Consider the following 14,117-nt stretch of genomic DNA (forward strand, 5'->3'; position numbering starts at 1 on the left):
CGGTTGGGGGTAGGGCTAGCCAGCTTTGGCCAGAGCCAGGCCAAGACGGCGCACCTGGCCAGCGAGGCTCGCGTCGATCACCTGGGAACCGACGCTGACGACGAAGCCACCGATGAGGGCAGGGTCGATGTGCAGGTCGAATTCGACCTTGTCGGTGCCGGCAACGGCCTGAACCTTGGTATGCAGGGCCTGCTGCTGCTGCTCACTCAGAGGTGAAGCGGAAGTGACCCGGGCCAGGGCAATCCCCCGTTGCTCCCGGTAGAGCACCAGGAAGCGATCCAGAACCGCATCAAGCATGGAGATGCGTTGGCGATCCGCGAGCACCTTGAGCAGTGTCAGGAACGTTGGAGTGATGTCCTTCTCGAACAGCGTGATCAGGGCCTTCTTCTTGGCGTCGGGCTCGAGCACCGGCGAGGCGAAAGCTGCCCGCAACTCTGGTGAGGCATGCCAGAGCTCAAGGAGCTCCTTGGCCTGCTCGGCCACAAGTTCGGTTTCCTGTCTCTGATCGACCACCTGAAGCAGGGCTTCGGCGTAAGGGGTGGAGATGGAGTTGAGGAGAGGCATCAGGCTTGCCCAAGGCTGTTGATGGATTGGTCGATGAAGCGAGCCTGAGCCTCGGCGTCGAGCTTGCCGGGCAAGGAAGCAAGGGCCCTATCGACAGCGCGTCGGGCGGCCTCGCGGCGCAGCTGTTCGCTGACTCTGGATGCTTCCGTCTGGAGGTCGGCCACTGCACCCTGCTTGAGACGGGCCATCTCATCGACGGTTCGGCGCTCACTATCTAGGCGCAGGGCATCAGCACGGGCCCTGGCATCACTCCGGATCTTCTCGGCCTTCATCTGAGCATCGGCCAAGTCCTGCTTGGCTGCCGCCAGGGCCGTGGTGGTCTCGAGGAGACGCTGCTCGGCATCCTGCAGATCAGCAAGGATGGTAGCTCGCCTGGTCGCGAGAATCCCTCCGAGCACCTTGGGCAAGAACCAGACCAATGCGGCGATTACGATCGCCAGGTTGATGATGTTGGTTTCGAAAAGATTCAGGTTGAGGCCGAATCCTCCCTCACTCGCAAGAAAGCTGGGGACTGAAGTGAGGATGTTCATTGTGCTGCCAGCAAACGGGTCACGATCAGATCGCCGAGCCGGTCGGCTTCAACATTAAGAGTTTCTTCAGCCTGCTTCCTCTGGCTGTCGATTTCCCGCCGAGCCGACTCACGGCTGCCATTGGCTTCCGCCTGGGCCGCTGCGAGTGCACTGCGGTAAAGACGATCCATTTCCTGTTCGGCCTCCACAATCAATGACTGGGCCTGCTGGCGGGCTTCGCGCAGCTGCTGGCGCAGATCCGCCTCCAGCCGCTCAGTCTGGGCAAGCTGCTGCTTGGCCTCGGCGCGACTGGTGGAGATGTAGCTCTCACGCTCCTCGACGGTCTTGCCGACAGGGCGGAAAAACAGAGCGTTGAGAATGAAGGTGAGGAGGACGACCTGAACCGCCATCAGCGGCAGGGTGGCATCGAGGTCGAACAGACCTCCCTCGGGAGCACCTGCTGCGGCAAGCAGTAGCCAGCTGGTCATGGGGCGGGGACGCTGGAGGGATCGGGTGGGCCGCCCCGACCTGGAGGAGGAGGGGACGTATAGAAGCTTTGGGACAACAGAACGGGGACCGAGGCCTCAGCCCCAGTCCCCCGTTCCTGCCGGGAGCGATCAGCCTGCGAAGGGATTCGCGAACAGCAGCACAAGGGCAATAACCAGGCCGTAAATGGTGAGCGCTTCCATGAACGCCAGGGAGAGCAGCAGGGTGCCGCGGATCTTGCCTTCGGCTTCGGGCTGGCGGGCGATGCCCTCGACAGCTCCGGCTGCAGCGGTGCCCTGACCGATGCCGGGGCCGATGGCGCCGAGGCCGATGGCGAGACCGGCAGCCACAACAGACGCTGCAGAAGTGATGGAATCCATGGTGGAACGTTGGGGATGTGGGGGCGCCGGAAGAGCGCGGGATGAACCTGGCGCCTGGGACATCTCCGCTGAGGGAGACGGGCCCGGTTCAGACCGGACCTACGCGCAGAAGATTTAGCAGAACGACCGACCGGACCTGTGGAGGCTGATCAGCCTTGAAGAATCAGTGGTGCTCTTCGTGCACGGCTTCACCGATGTAATAAGCGGCGAGGGTTGCAAAAATCAGGGCCTGGATGGCGCTGGTGAAGAGACCCAGGAACATGGCAGGGAGTGGCACAACCAGGGGTACCAGGAACGCCAGCACCGCCACCACCAGCTCGTCGGCAAGAATGTTGCCGAACAGACGGAAGGAGAGCGACAGGGGCTTGGTGAAATCCTCGACGATCTTGAATGGAAGCATGATCGGCGTGGGCTCCACGTAATACTCGAAGTATCGAAAGCCCTTGCGGCTCAGACCTGCATAGAAGTAGGCCAGAGATACCAGCAAAGCCAGGGCAATGGTGGTGTTGATATCAGCAGTAGGTGCCCCGAGCTCACCACTGGGCAGATGAATCAGTTTCCAGGGAACCAGGGCTCCGCCCCAGTTGCTCACGAAAATGAACAGGAAAAGGGTGCCGATGAAAGGAAGCCAGTCACGGTAAGCCTTTTCGCCGATCTGATCACGGGCCAGATCACGCAGATAACCCCAGATGAATTCCAGCAGGTTCTGGACACCACGGGGATCGCGCTCGAGGTTTCTGGTACCAGCTACAACCAGAGCCAGCAGCGCGCCGATGACGAGCCAGGAGCTCAGGAATACCTGGCCATGAATTTGAAAGCCACCGATCTTCCAGTAGAGGTGCTGACCCACCTCCAGCTCGGCGAATGGAAGGGAAAGAGACAACGGAACCATCGAGGGGTACAGAGGTGCCGCTGAAGCGACGGATTGGGTGATCAGGAAATCGAGGTATCGCTGATCAGGGACGGACGAAGGCCTGAAGGAGAAGGGCCGGCTTGTAGAGCAGGAACCCGATCAAGGCCGGAAGGATTTCCAGCTGGGGAATCCGGGAGCAACTCAACACGAGCACCACCGGAACCAGCAACTGACCCTTTCCAACCCCCTTGGAGTCGGGACCGATACGACCCACGCTGCGTGCCAGAAGCCGCAGGTAGAGCATGCCGGAGACCGCTCCAAGCGAGAGGCTCAGGGCAGTAGTCCAATCGAACAGGAAGGCAGCCGCAGGGACAGCCAGAGCTGAAACCAGCAGAGTGGACAACAACAGACGCCTTTGCAGACGCACGTACTCGTCCATGCCGTTATCTGGAATGTCCACCTCTGGAGTGGACTCTGGGGATGGAGCAGGCGGAACAAGAGTGGGAACCGCCAGTTCTCTCCCGGCCAGACCACGCAGCAAGGAAGCCCGCAGATCAGAAGCCTCCTGAGGGAACGCCTCAGGGGAATCAGGCCCGGTTGTGGTGCCGGATGCGGGGGTGGCCTGCAAGCGCGTCAGCAAATCGGAAAAGGCGCGCGGAATCTATCACGAAGCTGTTACAACCCAGTCGTGGAGCCCTTGCCGGCAGGAGCCAGCAACAGCAGGCGGCGGCGCCAGAGAGTGCGCGCCACCGCAGCCTGCAGCTCGGACGACCAGCCCAGGGACAACCTGCCGATCGGAGTCGACTCCGGCGCAGCCTCGATGGTCATCAGCAGGGCCAGTTGCTGATCATCGAGCTCGATCGGCCTGAGGTCAGGATCGAGCAGTGTGGCCCCCGGCCAGCCCCACAGGCAGGGGTTGCGGCGTCCGCTGGCCGCCAGCAGCTCTTCGTCGTCGTCCCAGGAGCTGATGCTCAGGGGGCCTCGGCTGAGAAAGAATTCGAAGTGGCTGATGTCGGGGTCGAGGCTTTCCACAAGCGCCCAGCGCTGGTGATCGGGCAGGGCCCGGGCACGCTCCAACAGCTCTCCCTGCAACAGGCGGGCCGGATCCCAGACCTCGGGATTGGAGAAGCCGGCAAACTCAAGCCCTGCGCTGGCCACGAAGCGAAACAGGCCTTCCAGGTCGTAGCTGGTTTCCTGAGGATGGAGATACATGTCGGCGAAATTGGCGTCCGCCGCGGTGTCGAGAGCCCAGCGCTGCTCGTGGTGGCGGCGCAGGCGGTTCGTTTCCGGCAACTGCTCGAAGAGAGCACGGCCCAGGCGCAGGCCATCACCGTCGCCGATCACGTCCAGAGCCGTGAGCGCCCGCTGCACCCGGTGGATCTCCCAGCGGCCGCCATCGGCATAAAGAAACAGATGCAACAGGCCGCCGGGGCTTAAAAGTTCAGCCAGGGCCTGCAGTCCCGCTTCGGGCTCACGCAGGTGGTGCAGCACACCGACCGAATTGATCAGCTCGAACGGGCCTTCTCCTTTGAGGTCCAGCAGACTGCGCTGCTCGAGGCGCAGGGAAGAGCAGTGCCGGGCGCCACCAGAGCGACGCAGCCGCTCGCGGGCAACCCCCAGGGCGCCTGAGCTGATGTCGACAGCCAGGATCTCCGCTCCTGGGTTGAGGTGAGCCAGGTAATCGGTGCTGACGCCAGTGCCGCAGCCAGCATCCAGCAGTCGGAGCGGCGAGCCCACCTCCGGCAGGCGGCCCGTGCAGGCACTGCTGACGCAGGGATAGCTCCAGCGCCAGTTGTAGCCGGGTGGAGGTCCGTCCTGAAGTGGATCCCCCGGGTAGGGGAAGCGGTCATAGAAGGCGCTCACCACCGGTGTGGCGGCATCGGCGGAGCCAGGGTTCATCGTCGAGGGGATGGAATCCATGGGGAGCTTTTCATGGGCTGGGCCCACCTATGGACCCCGCTGGACGATGGGCGCCGTTGAAGGTCCGCTGCAAACATTTGTTCATGCCGGCCGGGAGGGCAGGACCCCAGCCGTAACGTGGCTTTGCCCGGTACACGCCCGTTCATGACCGTGACCGCCAGCAGCGGCAGCACCAGGGTCAGCCCCCAGCTCTACGACACCCTGCCGCTCTCCAGCGTCCGTCAGGCGGAGCAACAGGATCGCTTTCTCGAGAAGGTGGAGCTGGAAACTCTCCTCAACTTCTACCGAAGCGGTTCAGCTCGAGTTGAAGCGGCTCGGCTCATCTCCGCCAATGCCGACGCCATCGTCGCCAAGGCCGCCAACCGGATCTTCGCCGGCGGTACGCCGCTGTCCTATCTCGATGCGCCTCTGACCCCCTTCAACGTGGGTTCTCTTGAGAGCGAGCCGCTGGCCAGCGACCAGGTGGCGGCCGCTATCTCCGTGCGTACATTCGCCCAGGGCAGCGGTGGAACCGGCCTCCTCGGCCGGATCCTTGAAGGGGTCCAGGCCGATGCCGATGTGCGGGTGGTGCTTCCCCCCGGCTTCAGCCCGATCAGCGTGGCGCGCTACGGCACCGAGCGGATGCGCAAGTCGCTGCGCGACATGGGCTGGTTCCTGCGATACGTGGGGTATGCCCTGGTGGCCGGTGATCCCAGCATCCTGGCCGTAAACACACGCGGCCTGCGCGATGTGCTTGAGAGAGCCTGCTCCCTGACAGCCACCAACGTGGCCCTCCAGGAGATGCGCGCAGCCGCCGCCAATCTCTTCCGCAAGGATTCGGAATCAAGGCGACTGGTGATCGATTGCTTCAACGTGCTGCTCAAGGAGCTGGACGTTCCCACCCCCTCGGCCCGCCAGCGCCTGGGCAGCCCCGAGAACCAGGGCCTTCAGCTTCCGGCCATCTACGCCCTGGCCGCCGAATCCCGCCAGCGCTTCGTCATGAAGTCAGGCCTCTCCGGCCGCGAAAAGGCTGAGGTGATCCGTGCCGCCTACCGGCAGGTGTTCCAGCGAGACATCGTCAAGGGCTACTCCCAGGTGGTAGCTCCTGTGGAAGCCACCCAGGTGGCGCAGGGTCAACTCTCGATGCGGGAGTTCATTCGCGCTCTGGGGCGCAGCAAGGAATACAGGCGTCAGTTCTACGGACGCTTCTCCAACAGCCGGGTCGTGGAACTTGCCTTCCGTCATTTCCTCGGGCGTGGCGTGAGCACGATCGAAGAATTCCGTCGCTACTTCGCCATCGTCAGCCAGCAGGGACTGCCCGGCTTGGTGGATTCCCTGATCAACACGCAGGAGTACGCCCAGACCTTCGGGGAGGAAACTGTCCCTTACCTGCGCAGTCTGGGTGAAGAAGCCCAGGAAAGCGCCGGCTGGGGATCAAACCGCAAGTTGTTCCGCTTCAGCGCGCCCTTTGAAGGGGCGCCGCAGTACATCACGCTCTATGCGTCATACCGCCAACCTCTGCCCGATCAGCACCCCTACGGCGGTGGCAACGACCCCCTGGGTCTGAACTATGGGGCGATCTTCCCCTCGGGAACGGCTTCAGTGGCCACCCGATCCGCTCCTTTCAACGACGACACCCGGCGCATCCTGGTGGGCAACGGCATGGCCGAGCCCGGTCAGATGGACAGCCCCCAGTTCCGGGCCTCCACACCCCGGCGTGTCGGTCCGAAGGTGGTGAGGTTGCAGCAGATCGCCACCGGTGGGGCTTCTGTGCCACGGCGCGGCGGCCAACCCAGCATCCGCGGCACAGAATCCAGCACTCAGGCGGTGATACGGGCCGTGTACGTGCAGGTGCTCGGCACAACCGGCTACGACGGCGAGCCGCTGAAGGTGGAGGAGATCAAGCTTGAGAACGGTGACATCAGCCTGCGCGAGTTCATTCGCCAGGTGGCCCGCTCAACCGCCTTCCGTCGCCGTTACTGGGCCAACCTCTACATCACCAAGGCCATCGAGGTGATGCACCGTCGTCTGCTCGGGCGTCCCACTTTCGGGAGGCGTGAGATCAACAGCTACTTCGACACGGCGGCGCGCAATGGCTTCTACGGCGTCGTCGACGCCATGCTGAACAGCCCTGAATACCTTGCAGCCTTCGGGGAAGACACGGTCCCCTACGAGCGCTTCATCACCCCATCCGACCTCAATGCCCGCAGGATTCCCGCCCTGCGCCGTGTCCTCGATCCCTCGACCATCCCAGACCTCACCCCGGTGAGCCGGCCGCAGGTGGCCCCGGTCAGCACCTTCCGCAGCAGTGGCGACATCACGCCTCGCAACCTGCCCGACCGCCGCCTCAACCAGGTGGTGGGAGGCTGGAGTGCTCGTTTCGCCCAAGGCGAAGAGACTCCGTCAAGGCCAGCAAGCAGCTCTCCCCAGAGCCTGCGTCAACCACCCGAGCCCAGCCGCCGCTGGAGCCAGGCCCCGAGCCGGCCCGGCGCCACGTCCAGTGGCTGGAGCGCCAATGCCGGCAGCTCGGCGCGGGTGGCCAAACCTGTGGACCGCAACCAGATTCCAGGAGGCTGGAGCGCCCAGGTCGCCTCCAATGGATTCCGTGCAGTGGTGGCACCCCAGCCTGGAGCAGCCATGGCTAAAGCCCTCGACGGAGCTCGCCCTCAGGGGTTCAGCCGCCGCCGCAGCCTCGGCCAGCCGGTGATGCTGCTGCCCGAGGCCGATGAGGCCATGCTCCAGCAGGTGATTGAAGCCACCTACCGGCAACTGCTGAACCGGATCCCGCTGGCGGCTGAGCGCCTGAGCGATGCCGAATCGCAACTGCGTGATAGGCGTCTGTCAGTTTCGGAATTCGTGGCGATGATCGCCGGCTCTGATCTTTTCCAGCAACGGCTCAACCGCATGGCGCCGCTGCGGGCTGCCTCGGCGGCATACCTCGCCCTGCTGGGCAGAGCTGCCCAGCCCCGTGAGGTGAGCCAGTACCTGGCCACCCGAGGCAAGAAGGGTCAGCTGAGCGCCCTGGACGACATGCTCTCCGGCAAGGAGTACGCCAACAGCTTCGGCCGCGATACCGTCCCCTACATCAGGGGCATGGCCACCGCCGATGGGATCCCCCTTGCCACTGTGAACCGCACGGCCCTGCTCTACTCCGGGAATGCCGGGCTGACTCCTCCACCTCGCGGGGCGATTTGAGCTTCAGCTGAACGCTCGACCAGGGATCAATCCCTTGCTCTCCCCATGAGCCCCCGGACGGAAGTTCGGGGGATTTCTTCATGGAAAAATGATGTGATCACCACGATCATTGATGTGGAATGAAAATGGGAAGCGCCAGAAGGCCTGCAAAGTGTTAACAAACTAAGAGGTCTTCCCTTAGGCGCAGAAGAGGTCAGAGTCGCTGCCAGACAAGGGGTTTGACCCAAGCACACCGCCGTGAAGAACTGTTACCGGCGCCGGGAGGGGTGGCCACCTCTGCCGCAGAATGACTCCGCGGTCAGCAAACCTGATCGACAGCTCACTCTCCCGACCAAACCGTTGGCGTTCACGTCAACGAAGCGAAGGAGCGAGGGGCATCCCTTACCCACCGGATATCGGTCTCCATTACGGCGACCGCTTGTTTCGAGGCAGAACTGCATGAGCATCGTCTCCAACTCGATCATCAACGCGGACGCCGAAGCCCGCTACCTCAGCCCTGGCGAACTCGACCAGATCAAGTCCTTCGTCGCCGGCGGTCAACGCCGTCTGCGGGTGGCTCAGGTCTTGGGCGAAAGCCGCGAGCGCATTGTGAAGCAGGCCGGCGGCGCCCTCTTTCAAAGGCGACCCGACCTGATCTCACCAGGCGGCAACGCCTACGGCGAGGAAATGACGGCCACCTGTCTTCGTGACGTCGACTACTACCTGCGCCTGGTGACCTACGGCGTTGTAGCGGGTGACGTCACCCCGATCGAAGAAATCGGCATTATCGGCGCTCGCGAGATGTATCGCGCGCTCGGCACTCCCCTGGAGGCCATGGCCGAGGTCGTCCGTGAGCTCAAGAACGCCTCCCTGGGGCTGCTCACGGGAGCCGACGCCGAAGAGGCAGGCTTCTACTTCGACTACGTCATCGGCGCCCTCTCCTGAGGCTTCGCCTCTCCTTGCCCACCGCCTCTTCCCAGGACACATGCAAGACGCGATCACCAACGTCATCAACCAGTCCGACGTTCAGGGTCTCTACCTGGACGACTCCTCAATCGGACGGCTGGAGCAGTATTTCTCCAGCGGCGAGCTCCGTGTACGCGCAGCGGCCACCGTCGGTGCCAACTCGGCATCGATAATCAAAGAAGCTGTCGCCCAGACTCTGCTTTATTCGGACATCACCCGTCCGGGCGGCAACATGTACACCACCCGTCGCTATGCGGCCTGCATCCGCGACCTGGACTATTACCTGCGCTACGCCACCTACGCCATGCTTGCGGGTGACACCTCAATTCTCGACGAGCGTGTCCTGAACGGACTCAAGGAGACCTACAACTCCCTGGGTGTGCCCATCGGCGCCACCGTCCAGTCGATCCAGGCCATGAAACAAGCGGCTGCTTCGCTGGTGGGCCCCGAGGCTGGCCGTGAACTCGGCACCTACCTGGATTACATCAGCTCCGGCCTGGGCAACTGATCCCGACCCAACGCCCAACCCGCGAGGATCACCACATGCGCCTGTTCAAGATCACGGCCTGCATTCCCTGCCCTGAAAAAGTCAGGAGCCAGCGGGAACTGCAGAACACCTTCTTCACAAAGTGGGTGCCCTACGAGAGCTGGTTCGCTGAACAACAGCGGATCATGAAGCAGGGGGGCAAGATTCTCAAGGTTGAGCTCGTCACGGGTCGCCGCCAGGTCAACGTCGGCAACTGACAGCTGCTCTGAGCTCTGGCTCCTGACTGATCAAACCTGCAAAGCCCGGCCCTGACCGGGCTTTTTTTTGTCCCAACCCCCTTCCCCCGAAGCTGCGGCCACGGCTGAATGGGGAACGCACTCCTTGCGCCAGTCCTTGCCGGCCACCATGACCCGACGCCCCAGGAGCCCTGCCAATTCAAGATCGAGCGACCAGTTGACCGTGGCGGAGGCAAATCCAGCTCCGCTGCCTCTGGCCTGGGCCGATTGGCCAGCAGAAGCCAGACTGCTGCTGGTGATGGTCGGAATCTGGTGCCTGGCCGGACTGCTGATCCTGGGCTCGGCAAGCTGGTGGGTGGCAGCAAGGGAGAACGGGGATCCCGCCTTCTACCTCAAGCGCCAGGCGATCTGGCTGATAGCCAGCTGGGGACTGCTCTGGCTGGGAATGCGCACCTCCCTGCGGCGTTGGCTGCGGATGGCAGGCCCTGCCGTACTGATCGGCGGCGTGCTGATCGCTGCCACCCTGGTGGCGGGGAGCACGGTCAATGGCGCCAGCCGCTGGCTGGTGCTCGGACCTATCCAGATCCAACCCTCGGAGCTGGTGAAACCCTTCGTGGTGCTTCAGGGGGCCTCCCTATTTGCCCACTGGAAACGCATCGGCCTGGATCAGAAAATGCTTTGGCTGGGCACTTTTGCAGCCCTGCTGCTGCTGATCCTCAAGCAGCCCAACCTCAGCACCGCAGCTCTTACTGGCCTGCTGCTCTGGTTCATGGCCCTGGCAGCCGGCTTGCCGCTGCTTTCGCTGCTCGGTACTGCTGCCGCCGGAGGGGCCCTGGGCACAGCCAGCATCATGGTGAACGAGTATCAGCGCCTGAGGGTGGTTTCCTTTCTCAACCCCTGGCGCGACGCCCAGGGTGACGGCTATCAACTTGTGCAGAGCCTGCTGGCGATCGGTTCAGGTGGGGTGCTCGGTGAGGGATTCGGCCTCTCGACCCAGAAACTGCAATACCTGCCGATCCAGTCGACCGATTTCATCTTCGCGGTCTTCGCTGAAGAGTTCGGCTACGTGGGTTCACTGGTGCTGCTGCTGTTCCTGGTGCTGTTCGGTTTTGTGGGACTGCGGGTTGCCCTGGGCTGCCGCAGCAATCAGCAGCGACTGGTGGCCATCGGTGCCACCACCCTGCTGGTGGGCCAATCAATCCTGAACATCGCCGTGGCCAGTGGCTCGATGCCCACCACGGGCCTGCCGCTGCCGATGATCAGCTATGGAGGCAACTCCCTGCTGGCCAGCCTGCTCACCGCGGGCCTGCTGATCCGCTGTTCCTTGGAATCCCGCGGCTGGGAGAGACGTCCGCTCCGCGGCCGCCGTGACCGCGGCGGTGGGGCCAGCCCCAACCCCGCCCCGATAGGCTGAGTTCCCCTCCGGATTGACAGGCCTGCCGCCGTTCCGGATGACCAGGACACGGATGAACGGCTTCGGCCTGCCCCTCTCGGATCTAGCCCTCTGGAGTGAGCAGCTGCTTCAGCGCTCCCTCTCAACGCCAGGGCCTCTCACCTTCACGGTGGTGTTCAGCGCCGGCCTGGTCACCAGCCTGGGTCCCTGCTCACTCTCGCTACTGCCGATCACAGTGGCCTACATGGCCGGATTCTCCAGACCGGAAGCGCCTGGGCGCCCCTGGCAGCGCAGCCTCAGTTTTGCGGCGGGAATCGTGGCGGCCCTGGTACTTCTGGGGGGCACCACCTCCCTGCTCGGGAAGCTCTATGGCCAGGTGCCCGGGGTGGTTCCCACCGTGGTGGCTTTGCTGGCGGTGGTGATGGGCCTGAACCTGCTGGGGCTGGTGCGTTTGCCCCTGCCGGCCGGCCCCGATCCCGAGTTCTGGCGCCAGCGAGTACCCACCCCCCTGGCACCCCTGGCGGCCGGAGCCGCCTTCGGCCTGGCGGCCAGTCCCTGTACAACGCCTGTATTGGCAGTGTTGCTGGCCTGGATCGCCCAGCAGGGACACCCTGTGGTGGGCATGCTTCTGCTCACCTGCTTCGGAGCCGGCCAGGTGATTCCCCTGATGTTGGCGGGCACGGCGGCCGCAGCGATGCCCAGGCTCCTCGCCCTGCGCGAACGCAGCCGATGGATCCCGCCGATCAGTGGCGTGGTGCTGCTCGCCAGCGGCGGCCTGACCCTGCTGGCCCAGCTGCCATGAGGTCCCTCAGCCGCCTCGCCGCCTGGATCTCGGATCTGCGCCTCGCCATAGGTCTGCTGCTTGTGATCGCCCTGGCCAGCGGTCTGGGCACAATCATTCCCCAGCAGGAAACGGCGGATGCCTACCACCAGGCTTACGACGCCAAGCCCTGGCTGGGGCTGCTTGATGGCGACTGGATCCTGAAGCTCGAACTTGACCACGTCTATGCAAGCAACTGGTTCCTGGCCCTGCTCGCCTGGCTGGGGCTCTCGCTGGTGCTCTGCAGCTGGCGGCGCCAGTGGCCCGCTCTACAGGCTGCCCTGCGTTGGATCGACTACCGCTCCCCACGCCAGCTCAGCAAATTGAGCCTGGCCGAATCCCTGCCCACGGCCCAGCCAAGGACCGACCTCGACGCCCTGGCCCAGCTGTTGCGAAACCAGCGCTGGCAGCTGAAGATCCAGGGTGATCGGCTGGCGGCCCGGCGCGGCATTCTCGGTCGGGTGGGACCCCTGCTGGTTCATGCCGGCCTGGTGGTGCTGATGGTGGGGGCCTCGTGGGGGGCTCTGGCGGGGCAGCGGCTCGAACGCTTCCTGGCCCCGGGCCATGACCTGCAACTGCTGAACCAGCGAGGTGTGAACCAGATGACCCTGGCGGTCGACTCGTTCCGGATCGATCGGGATCCAGCCGGACGTCCAGAGCAGTTCCGCTCCGAGCTGCGCCTGCTCGATGCTGAGGGGAAACCGCTGCAGCGCAGCCAGATCAGCGTCAACCATCCCCTGCGCTTCCGGGGGATGACTGTCTACCAAGCCGACTGGTCGCTGGCGGCTATCACTGTGCAACTGGGGCGCAGTCCCCTGCTGCAGCTGCCTCTGCGCAGCCTCCCTGAGCTGGGAGAGCAGGTATGGGGACTGGCCCTGCCCACACGGCCTGACGGATCGGAACCGGTGCTGCTGGCCCTCAGCAGCGAGATGGGACCCATCGATGTGTACTCGGCCCAGGCCCAGCTGATCGGCCAGATCACCCCTGGTGGAGAGCCCTTGGAGATAGGTGGCCTGCCCCTGAAGGTGGTTGAGGTGATGCCCGCCAGCGGACTGCTGCTGAAGCGTGATCCGGGGGTCCCCCTGGTGTACGGCGGTTTCGCCATTGCCCTGCTGGGCGGTGGCCTGAGCCTGATCGCTACGCGCCAGCTCTGGGCCATTGCAGATGACGATCAGGGCCAGCTGCACGTCGGCGGGCTCTGTAACCGCAGCCTCACGGCCCTGGCCAACGAATTGCCGCTGCTGCTGGAGCAACTGAAAGCGGCATCCGAGCTCAGCAGTCCTGTCGCTGGCCGTGGCTGACACGGATCACCGTGTGCACATTGCCGCGCGGATTGAAATCGGCTTCTAGCTGCATCCAGACAGGCTCAGCAGCGGCCACCAGATCATCGAGAATGCGGTTGGCCACCTCTTCGTGTGAAATGCTCCGATCGCGCCAGCCGTTCACGTAGAGCTTGAGAGCCTTGAGTTCAAGCACGCTGGGGCCGGGTTGATAGATCAGGCGCAGCACAGCGAAATCGGGATAACCGGAGAAGGGGCACTTGCAGGTGAACTCCGGCAGCTCAATCGCCACCTCGTAGGCGCGCCCACGGCGGGGGTTGTCGAAGCAGATCAGCGGCGCTTCCTCGCTGATCTGCCGCTCGCCGTAGTGCGGGCTGACGGTGCCCTCCTGGAGCTCCTCGTTGGCCGCAGCGGTGGTGGCGGCTGGAGTGGCTGCTGTGGTGGCAGCTGGAGTGGAGGTGGTGAATGGGGACGGCATCAGCGGTCGCAGGAGGAGAAAAGACGTTCTGCCGATCGTAGGAACGGCAAATCAGTAAAGATTACTGAAGCAGACTCAACCTTTGTTCGCCATGAACAGCCGTTTTCGCTAGAAATGATCCGAAGGACAAAACGTTGGACGTTACGGAGAGCCTCCGGGCCCTCCTGTCGGAAGTAGCCCCCCGCGAGGCGAAGCAACGCTCCTTCCCACGAAGCGGCACCGACCCCAGGGGGTCAGTGATCTGAATCCCTTCGAGGCTCCAAACCATGACCGCAGGCCAACTTGTCTACCGGGGTGTCCCATACACCACCCACCACTCCCTCCCCAGCCTCGAACCAGTGGAGCATGTGTACAGAGGCGTTCACTACCGCATGCCGCTGAAGCATGAGCCCCGGCTGGTGGATGAAAACCTTGATCTTCACTACCGCGGGCACATCTATCACCACCGCCAGCAGCAGTAGAACCAACTGCACCTTGAGGATGACTGAGTTGCGTCAGCCTCACGGCTGAGTTGCGTCAGCCTGCCGCCCCGTAGCAACAGCTACGCCGAAGCCCTGCGCACTCAGGCCTAATGGCCCCAGTGCGCAGGGTC

16 protein-coding genes are annotated in these 14,117 nt (G+C 63.8%); 8 read left to right on the forward strand and 8 right to left on the reverse strand.

What is annotated here, in order from left to right; genetic code table 11:
- Positions 1 to 15: 15 nt before the first annotated feature.
- The 7 genes from atpH to KBY77_RS08295 all read right to left on the reverse strand — a co-directional run bounded on the left by atpH (position 16) and on the right by KBY77_RS08295 (position 4,691).
- Positions 16 to 564 carry an ATP synthase F1 subunit delta gene (gene atpH / locus KBY77_RS08265; RefSeq protein ID WP_255103058.1) on the reverse strand — a complete coding sequence of 183 codons (549 nt, stop codon included), beginning with the start codon at positions 562 to 564 and terminating at the stop codon, positions 16 to 18.
- Positions 564 to 1,094, reverse strand: a complete 531-nt coding sequence (locus KBY77_RS08270) for a F0F1 ATP synthase subunit B (RefSeq protein WP_255103061.1) — start codon at positions 1,092 to 1,094, stop codon at positions 564 to 566. Before KBY77_RS08270 ends, atpH begins: the two co-directional genes overlap by 1 nt.
- Positions 1,091 to 1,561, reverse strand: a complete 471-nt coding sequence (locus KBY77_RS08275; protein ID WP_255103064.1) for a F0F1 ATP synthase subunit B' — start codon at positions 1,559 to 1,561, stop codon at positions 1,091 to 1,093. The genes KBY77_RS08270 and KBY77_RS08275 overlap by 4 nt, the downstream gene beginning before the upstream one ends.
- Before the next feature lie 129 nt (positions 1,562 to 1,690).
- The gene (gene atpE / locus KBY77_RS08280; protein ID WP_094554762.1) at positions 1,691 to 1,939 is read right to left on the reverse strand and encodes an ATP synthase F0 subunit C; all 249 of its coding nucleotides are present in this window, start codon (positions 1,937 to 1,939) and stop codon (positions 1,691 to 1,693) included.
- A 163-nt stretch (positions 1,940 to 2,102) separates the two neighbouring features.
- A complete protein-coding gene (gene atpB, locus KBY77_RS08285) occupies positions 2,103 to 2,831 on the reverse strand; it encodes a F0F1 ATP synthase subunit A (protein ID WP_094554763.1) in 729 nt (242 codons plus the stop codon).
- A 64-nt stretch (positions 2,832 to 2,895) separates the two neighbouring features.
- Positions 2,896 to 3,420: an ATP synthase subunit I gene (locus KBY77_RS08290; protein ID WP_255103067.1), complete on the reverse strand. Its 525-nt coding sequence runs from the start codon at positions 3,418 to 3,420 to the stop codon at positions 2,896 to 2,898.
- A 47-nt stretch (positions 3,421 to 3,467) separates the two neighbouring features.
- The gene (locus KBY77_RS08295) at positions 3,468 to 4,691 is read right to left on the reverse strand and encodes a bifunctional 2-polyprenyl-6-hydroxyphenol methylase/3-demethylubiquinol 3-O-methyltransferase UbiG (protein ID WP_255103186.1); all 1,224 of its coding nucleotides are present in this window, start codon (positions 4,689 to 4,691) and stop codon (positions 3,468 to 3,470) included.
- Between the two features lie 165 nt (positions 4,692 to 4,856).
- Between KBY77_RS08295 and KBY77_RS08300 the strand changes: the two genes are divergently transcribed.
- From KBY77_RS08300 to KBY77_RS08330, 7 genes are all read left to right on the forward strand, one after another.
- Positions 4,857 to 7,886, forward strand: coding sequence for a phycobilisome rod-core linker polypeptide (locus KBY77_RS08300; RefSeq protein WP_255103070.1), 3,030 nt, complete (start codon positions 4,857 to 4,859; stop codon positions 7,884 to 7,886).
- Between the two features lie 438 nt (positions 7,887 to 8,324).
- On the forward strand, positions 8,325 to 8,810 hold the full coding sequence (locus tag KBY77_RS08305; RefSeq protein ID WP_255092470.1) for an allophycocyanin: 486 nt from the start codon (positions 8,325 to 8,327) through the stop codon (positions 8,808 to 8,810).
- A 40-nt stretch (positions 8,811 to 8,850) separates the two neighbouring features.
- Positions 8,851 to 9,339 (forward strand): allophycocyanin subunit beta, encoded by a 489-nt coding sequence (apcB, locus tag KBY77_RS08310; protein ID WP_094554768.1) that lies wholly within the window; start codon positions 8,851 to 8,853, stop codon positions 9,337 to 9,339.
- A gap of 35 nt (positions 9,340 to 9,374) precedes the next feature.
- Positions 9,375 to 9,575: a phycobilisome linker polypeptide gene (locus KBY77_RS08315; RefSeq protein WP_006171988.1), complete on the forward strand. Its 201-nt coding sequence runs from the start codon at positions 9,375 to 9,377 to the stop codon at positions 9,573 to 9,575.
- A gap of 148 nt (positions 9,576 to 9,723) precedes the next feature.
- Positions 9,724 to 10,968 (forward strand): FtsW/RodA/SpoVE family cell cycle protein, encoded by a 1,245-nt coding sequence (locus KBY77_RS08320; RefSeq protein WP_255103073.1) that lies wholly within the window; start codon positions 9,724 to 9,726, stop codon positions 10,966 to 10,968.
- A gap of 37 nt (positions 10,969 to 11,005) precedes the next feature.
- Positions 11,006 to 11,749, forward strand: coding sequence for a cytochrome c biogenesis CcdA family protein (locus KBY77_RS08325; RefSeq protein WP_255103075.1), 744 nt, complete (start codon positions 11,006 to 11,008; stop codon positions 11,747 to 11,749).
- The gene (locus KBY77_RS08330; protein WP_255103079.1) at positions 11,746 to 13,068 is read left to right on the forward strand and encodes a cytochrome c biogenesis protein ResB; all 1,323 of its coding nucleotides are present in this window, start codon (positions 11,746 to 11,748) and stop codon (positions 13,066 to 13,068) included. The genes KBY77_RS08325 and KBY77_RS08330 overlap by 4 nt, the downstream gene beginning before the upstream one ends.
- Here the strand turns inward: KBY77_RS08330 and queF are convergent.
- Positions 13,040 to 13,525, reverse strand: a complete 486-nt coding sequence (queF, locus tag KBY77_RS08335; RefSeq protein WP_255103081.1) for a preQ(1) synthase — start codon at positions 13,523 to 13,525, stop codon at positions 13,040 to 13,042. The two genes, KBY77_RS08330 and queF, sit on opposite strands and share 29 nt — an antisense overlap.
- A gap of 266 nt (positions 13,526 to 13,791) precedes the next feature.
- Between queF and KBY77_RS08340 the strand changes: the two genes are divergently transcribed.
- The gene (locus KBY77_RS08340) at positions 13,792 to 13,986 is read left to right on the forward strand and encodes a DUF4278 domain-containing protein (RefSeq protein ID WP_255103083.1); all 195 of its coding nucleotides are present in this window, start codon (positions 13,792 to 13,794) and stop codon (positions 13,984 to 13,986) included.
- Positions 13,987 to 14,117: the final 131 nt, after the last annotated feature.

Source organism: Synechococcus sp. Cruz-7E5 (genome assembly GCF_024345995.1).
Classification (GTDB): domain Bacteria; phylum Cyanobacteriota; class Cyanobacteriia; order PCC-6307; family Cyanobiaceae; genus Regnicoccus_A.

Excerpts from the sequence above, each read along its gene's own strand:
- atpH (WP_255103058.1), bottom strand. The coding sequence starts at position 564 with ATGCCTCTCCTCAACTCCATCTCCACCCCTTACGCCGAAGCCCTGCTT.
- KBY77_RS08270 (WP_255103061.1), bottom strand. The coding sequence starts at position 1,094 with ATGAACATCCTCACTTCAGTCCCCAGCTTTCTTGCGAGTGAGGGAGGA.
- KBY77_RS08275 (WP_255103064.1), bottom strand. The coding sequence starts at position 1,561 with ATGACCAGCTGGCTACTGCTTGCCGCAGCAGGTGCTCCCGAGGGAGGT.
- atpE (WP_094554762.1), bottom strand. The coding sequence starts at position 1,939 with ATGGATTCCATCACTTCTGCAGCGTCTGTTGTGGCTGCCGGTCTCGCC.
- atpB (WP_094554763.1), bottom strand. The coding sequence starts at position 2,831 with ATGGTTCCGTTGTCTCTTTCCCTTCCATTCGCCGAGCTGGAGGTGGGT.
- KBY77_RS08295 (WP_255103186.1), bottom strand. The coding sequence starts at position 4,691 with ATGAACCCTGGCTCCGCCGATGCCGCCACACCGGTGGTGAGCGCCTTC.
- KBY77_RS08300 (WP_255103070.1), top strand. The coding sequence starts at position 4,857 with ATGACCGTGACCGCCAGCAGCGGCAGCACCAGGGTCAGCCCCCAGCTC.
- KBY77_RS08305 (WP_255092470.1), top strand. The coding sequence starts at position 8,325 with ATGAGCATCGTCTCCAACTCGATCATCAACGCGGACGCCGAAGCCCGC.
- apcB (WP_094554768.1), top strand. The coding sequence starts at position 8,851 with ATGCAAGACGCGATCACCAACGTCATCAACCAGTCCGACGTTCAGGGT.
- KBY77_RS08315 (WP_006171988.1), top strand. The coding sequence starts at position 9,375 with ATGCGCCTGTTCAAGATCACGGCCTGCATTCCCTGCCCTGAAAAAGTC.
- KBY77_RS08320 (WP_255103073.1), top strand. The coding sequence starts at position 9,724 with ATGACCCGACGCCCCAGGAGCCCTGCCAATTCAAGATCGAGCGACCAG.
- KBY77_RS08325 (WP_255103075.1), top strand. The coding sequence starts at position 11,006 with ATGACCAGGACACGGATGAACGGCTTCGGCCTGCCCCTCTCGGATCTA.
- KBY77_RS08330 (WP_255103079.1), top strand. The coding sequence starts at position 11,746 with ATGAGGTCCCTCAGCCGCCTCGCCGCCTGGATCTCGGATCTGCGCCTC.
- queF (WP_255103081.1), bottom strand. The coding sequence starts at position 13,525 with ATGCCGTCCCCATTCACCACCTCCACTCCAGCTGCCACCACAGCAGCC.
- KBY77_RS08340 (WP_255103083.1), top strand. The coding sequence starts at position 13,792 with ATGACCGCAGGCCAACTTGTCTACCGGGGTGTCCCATACACCACCCAC.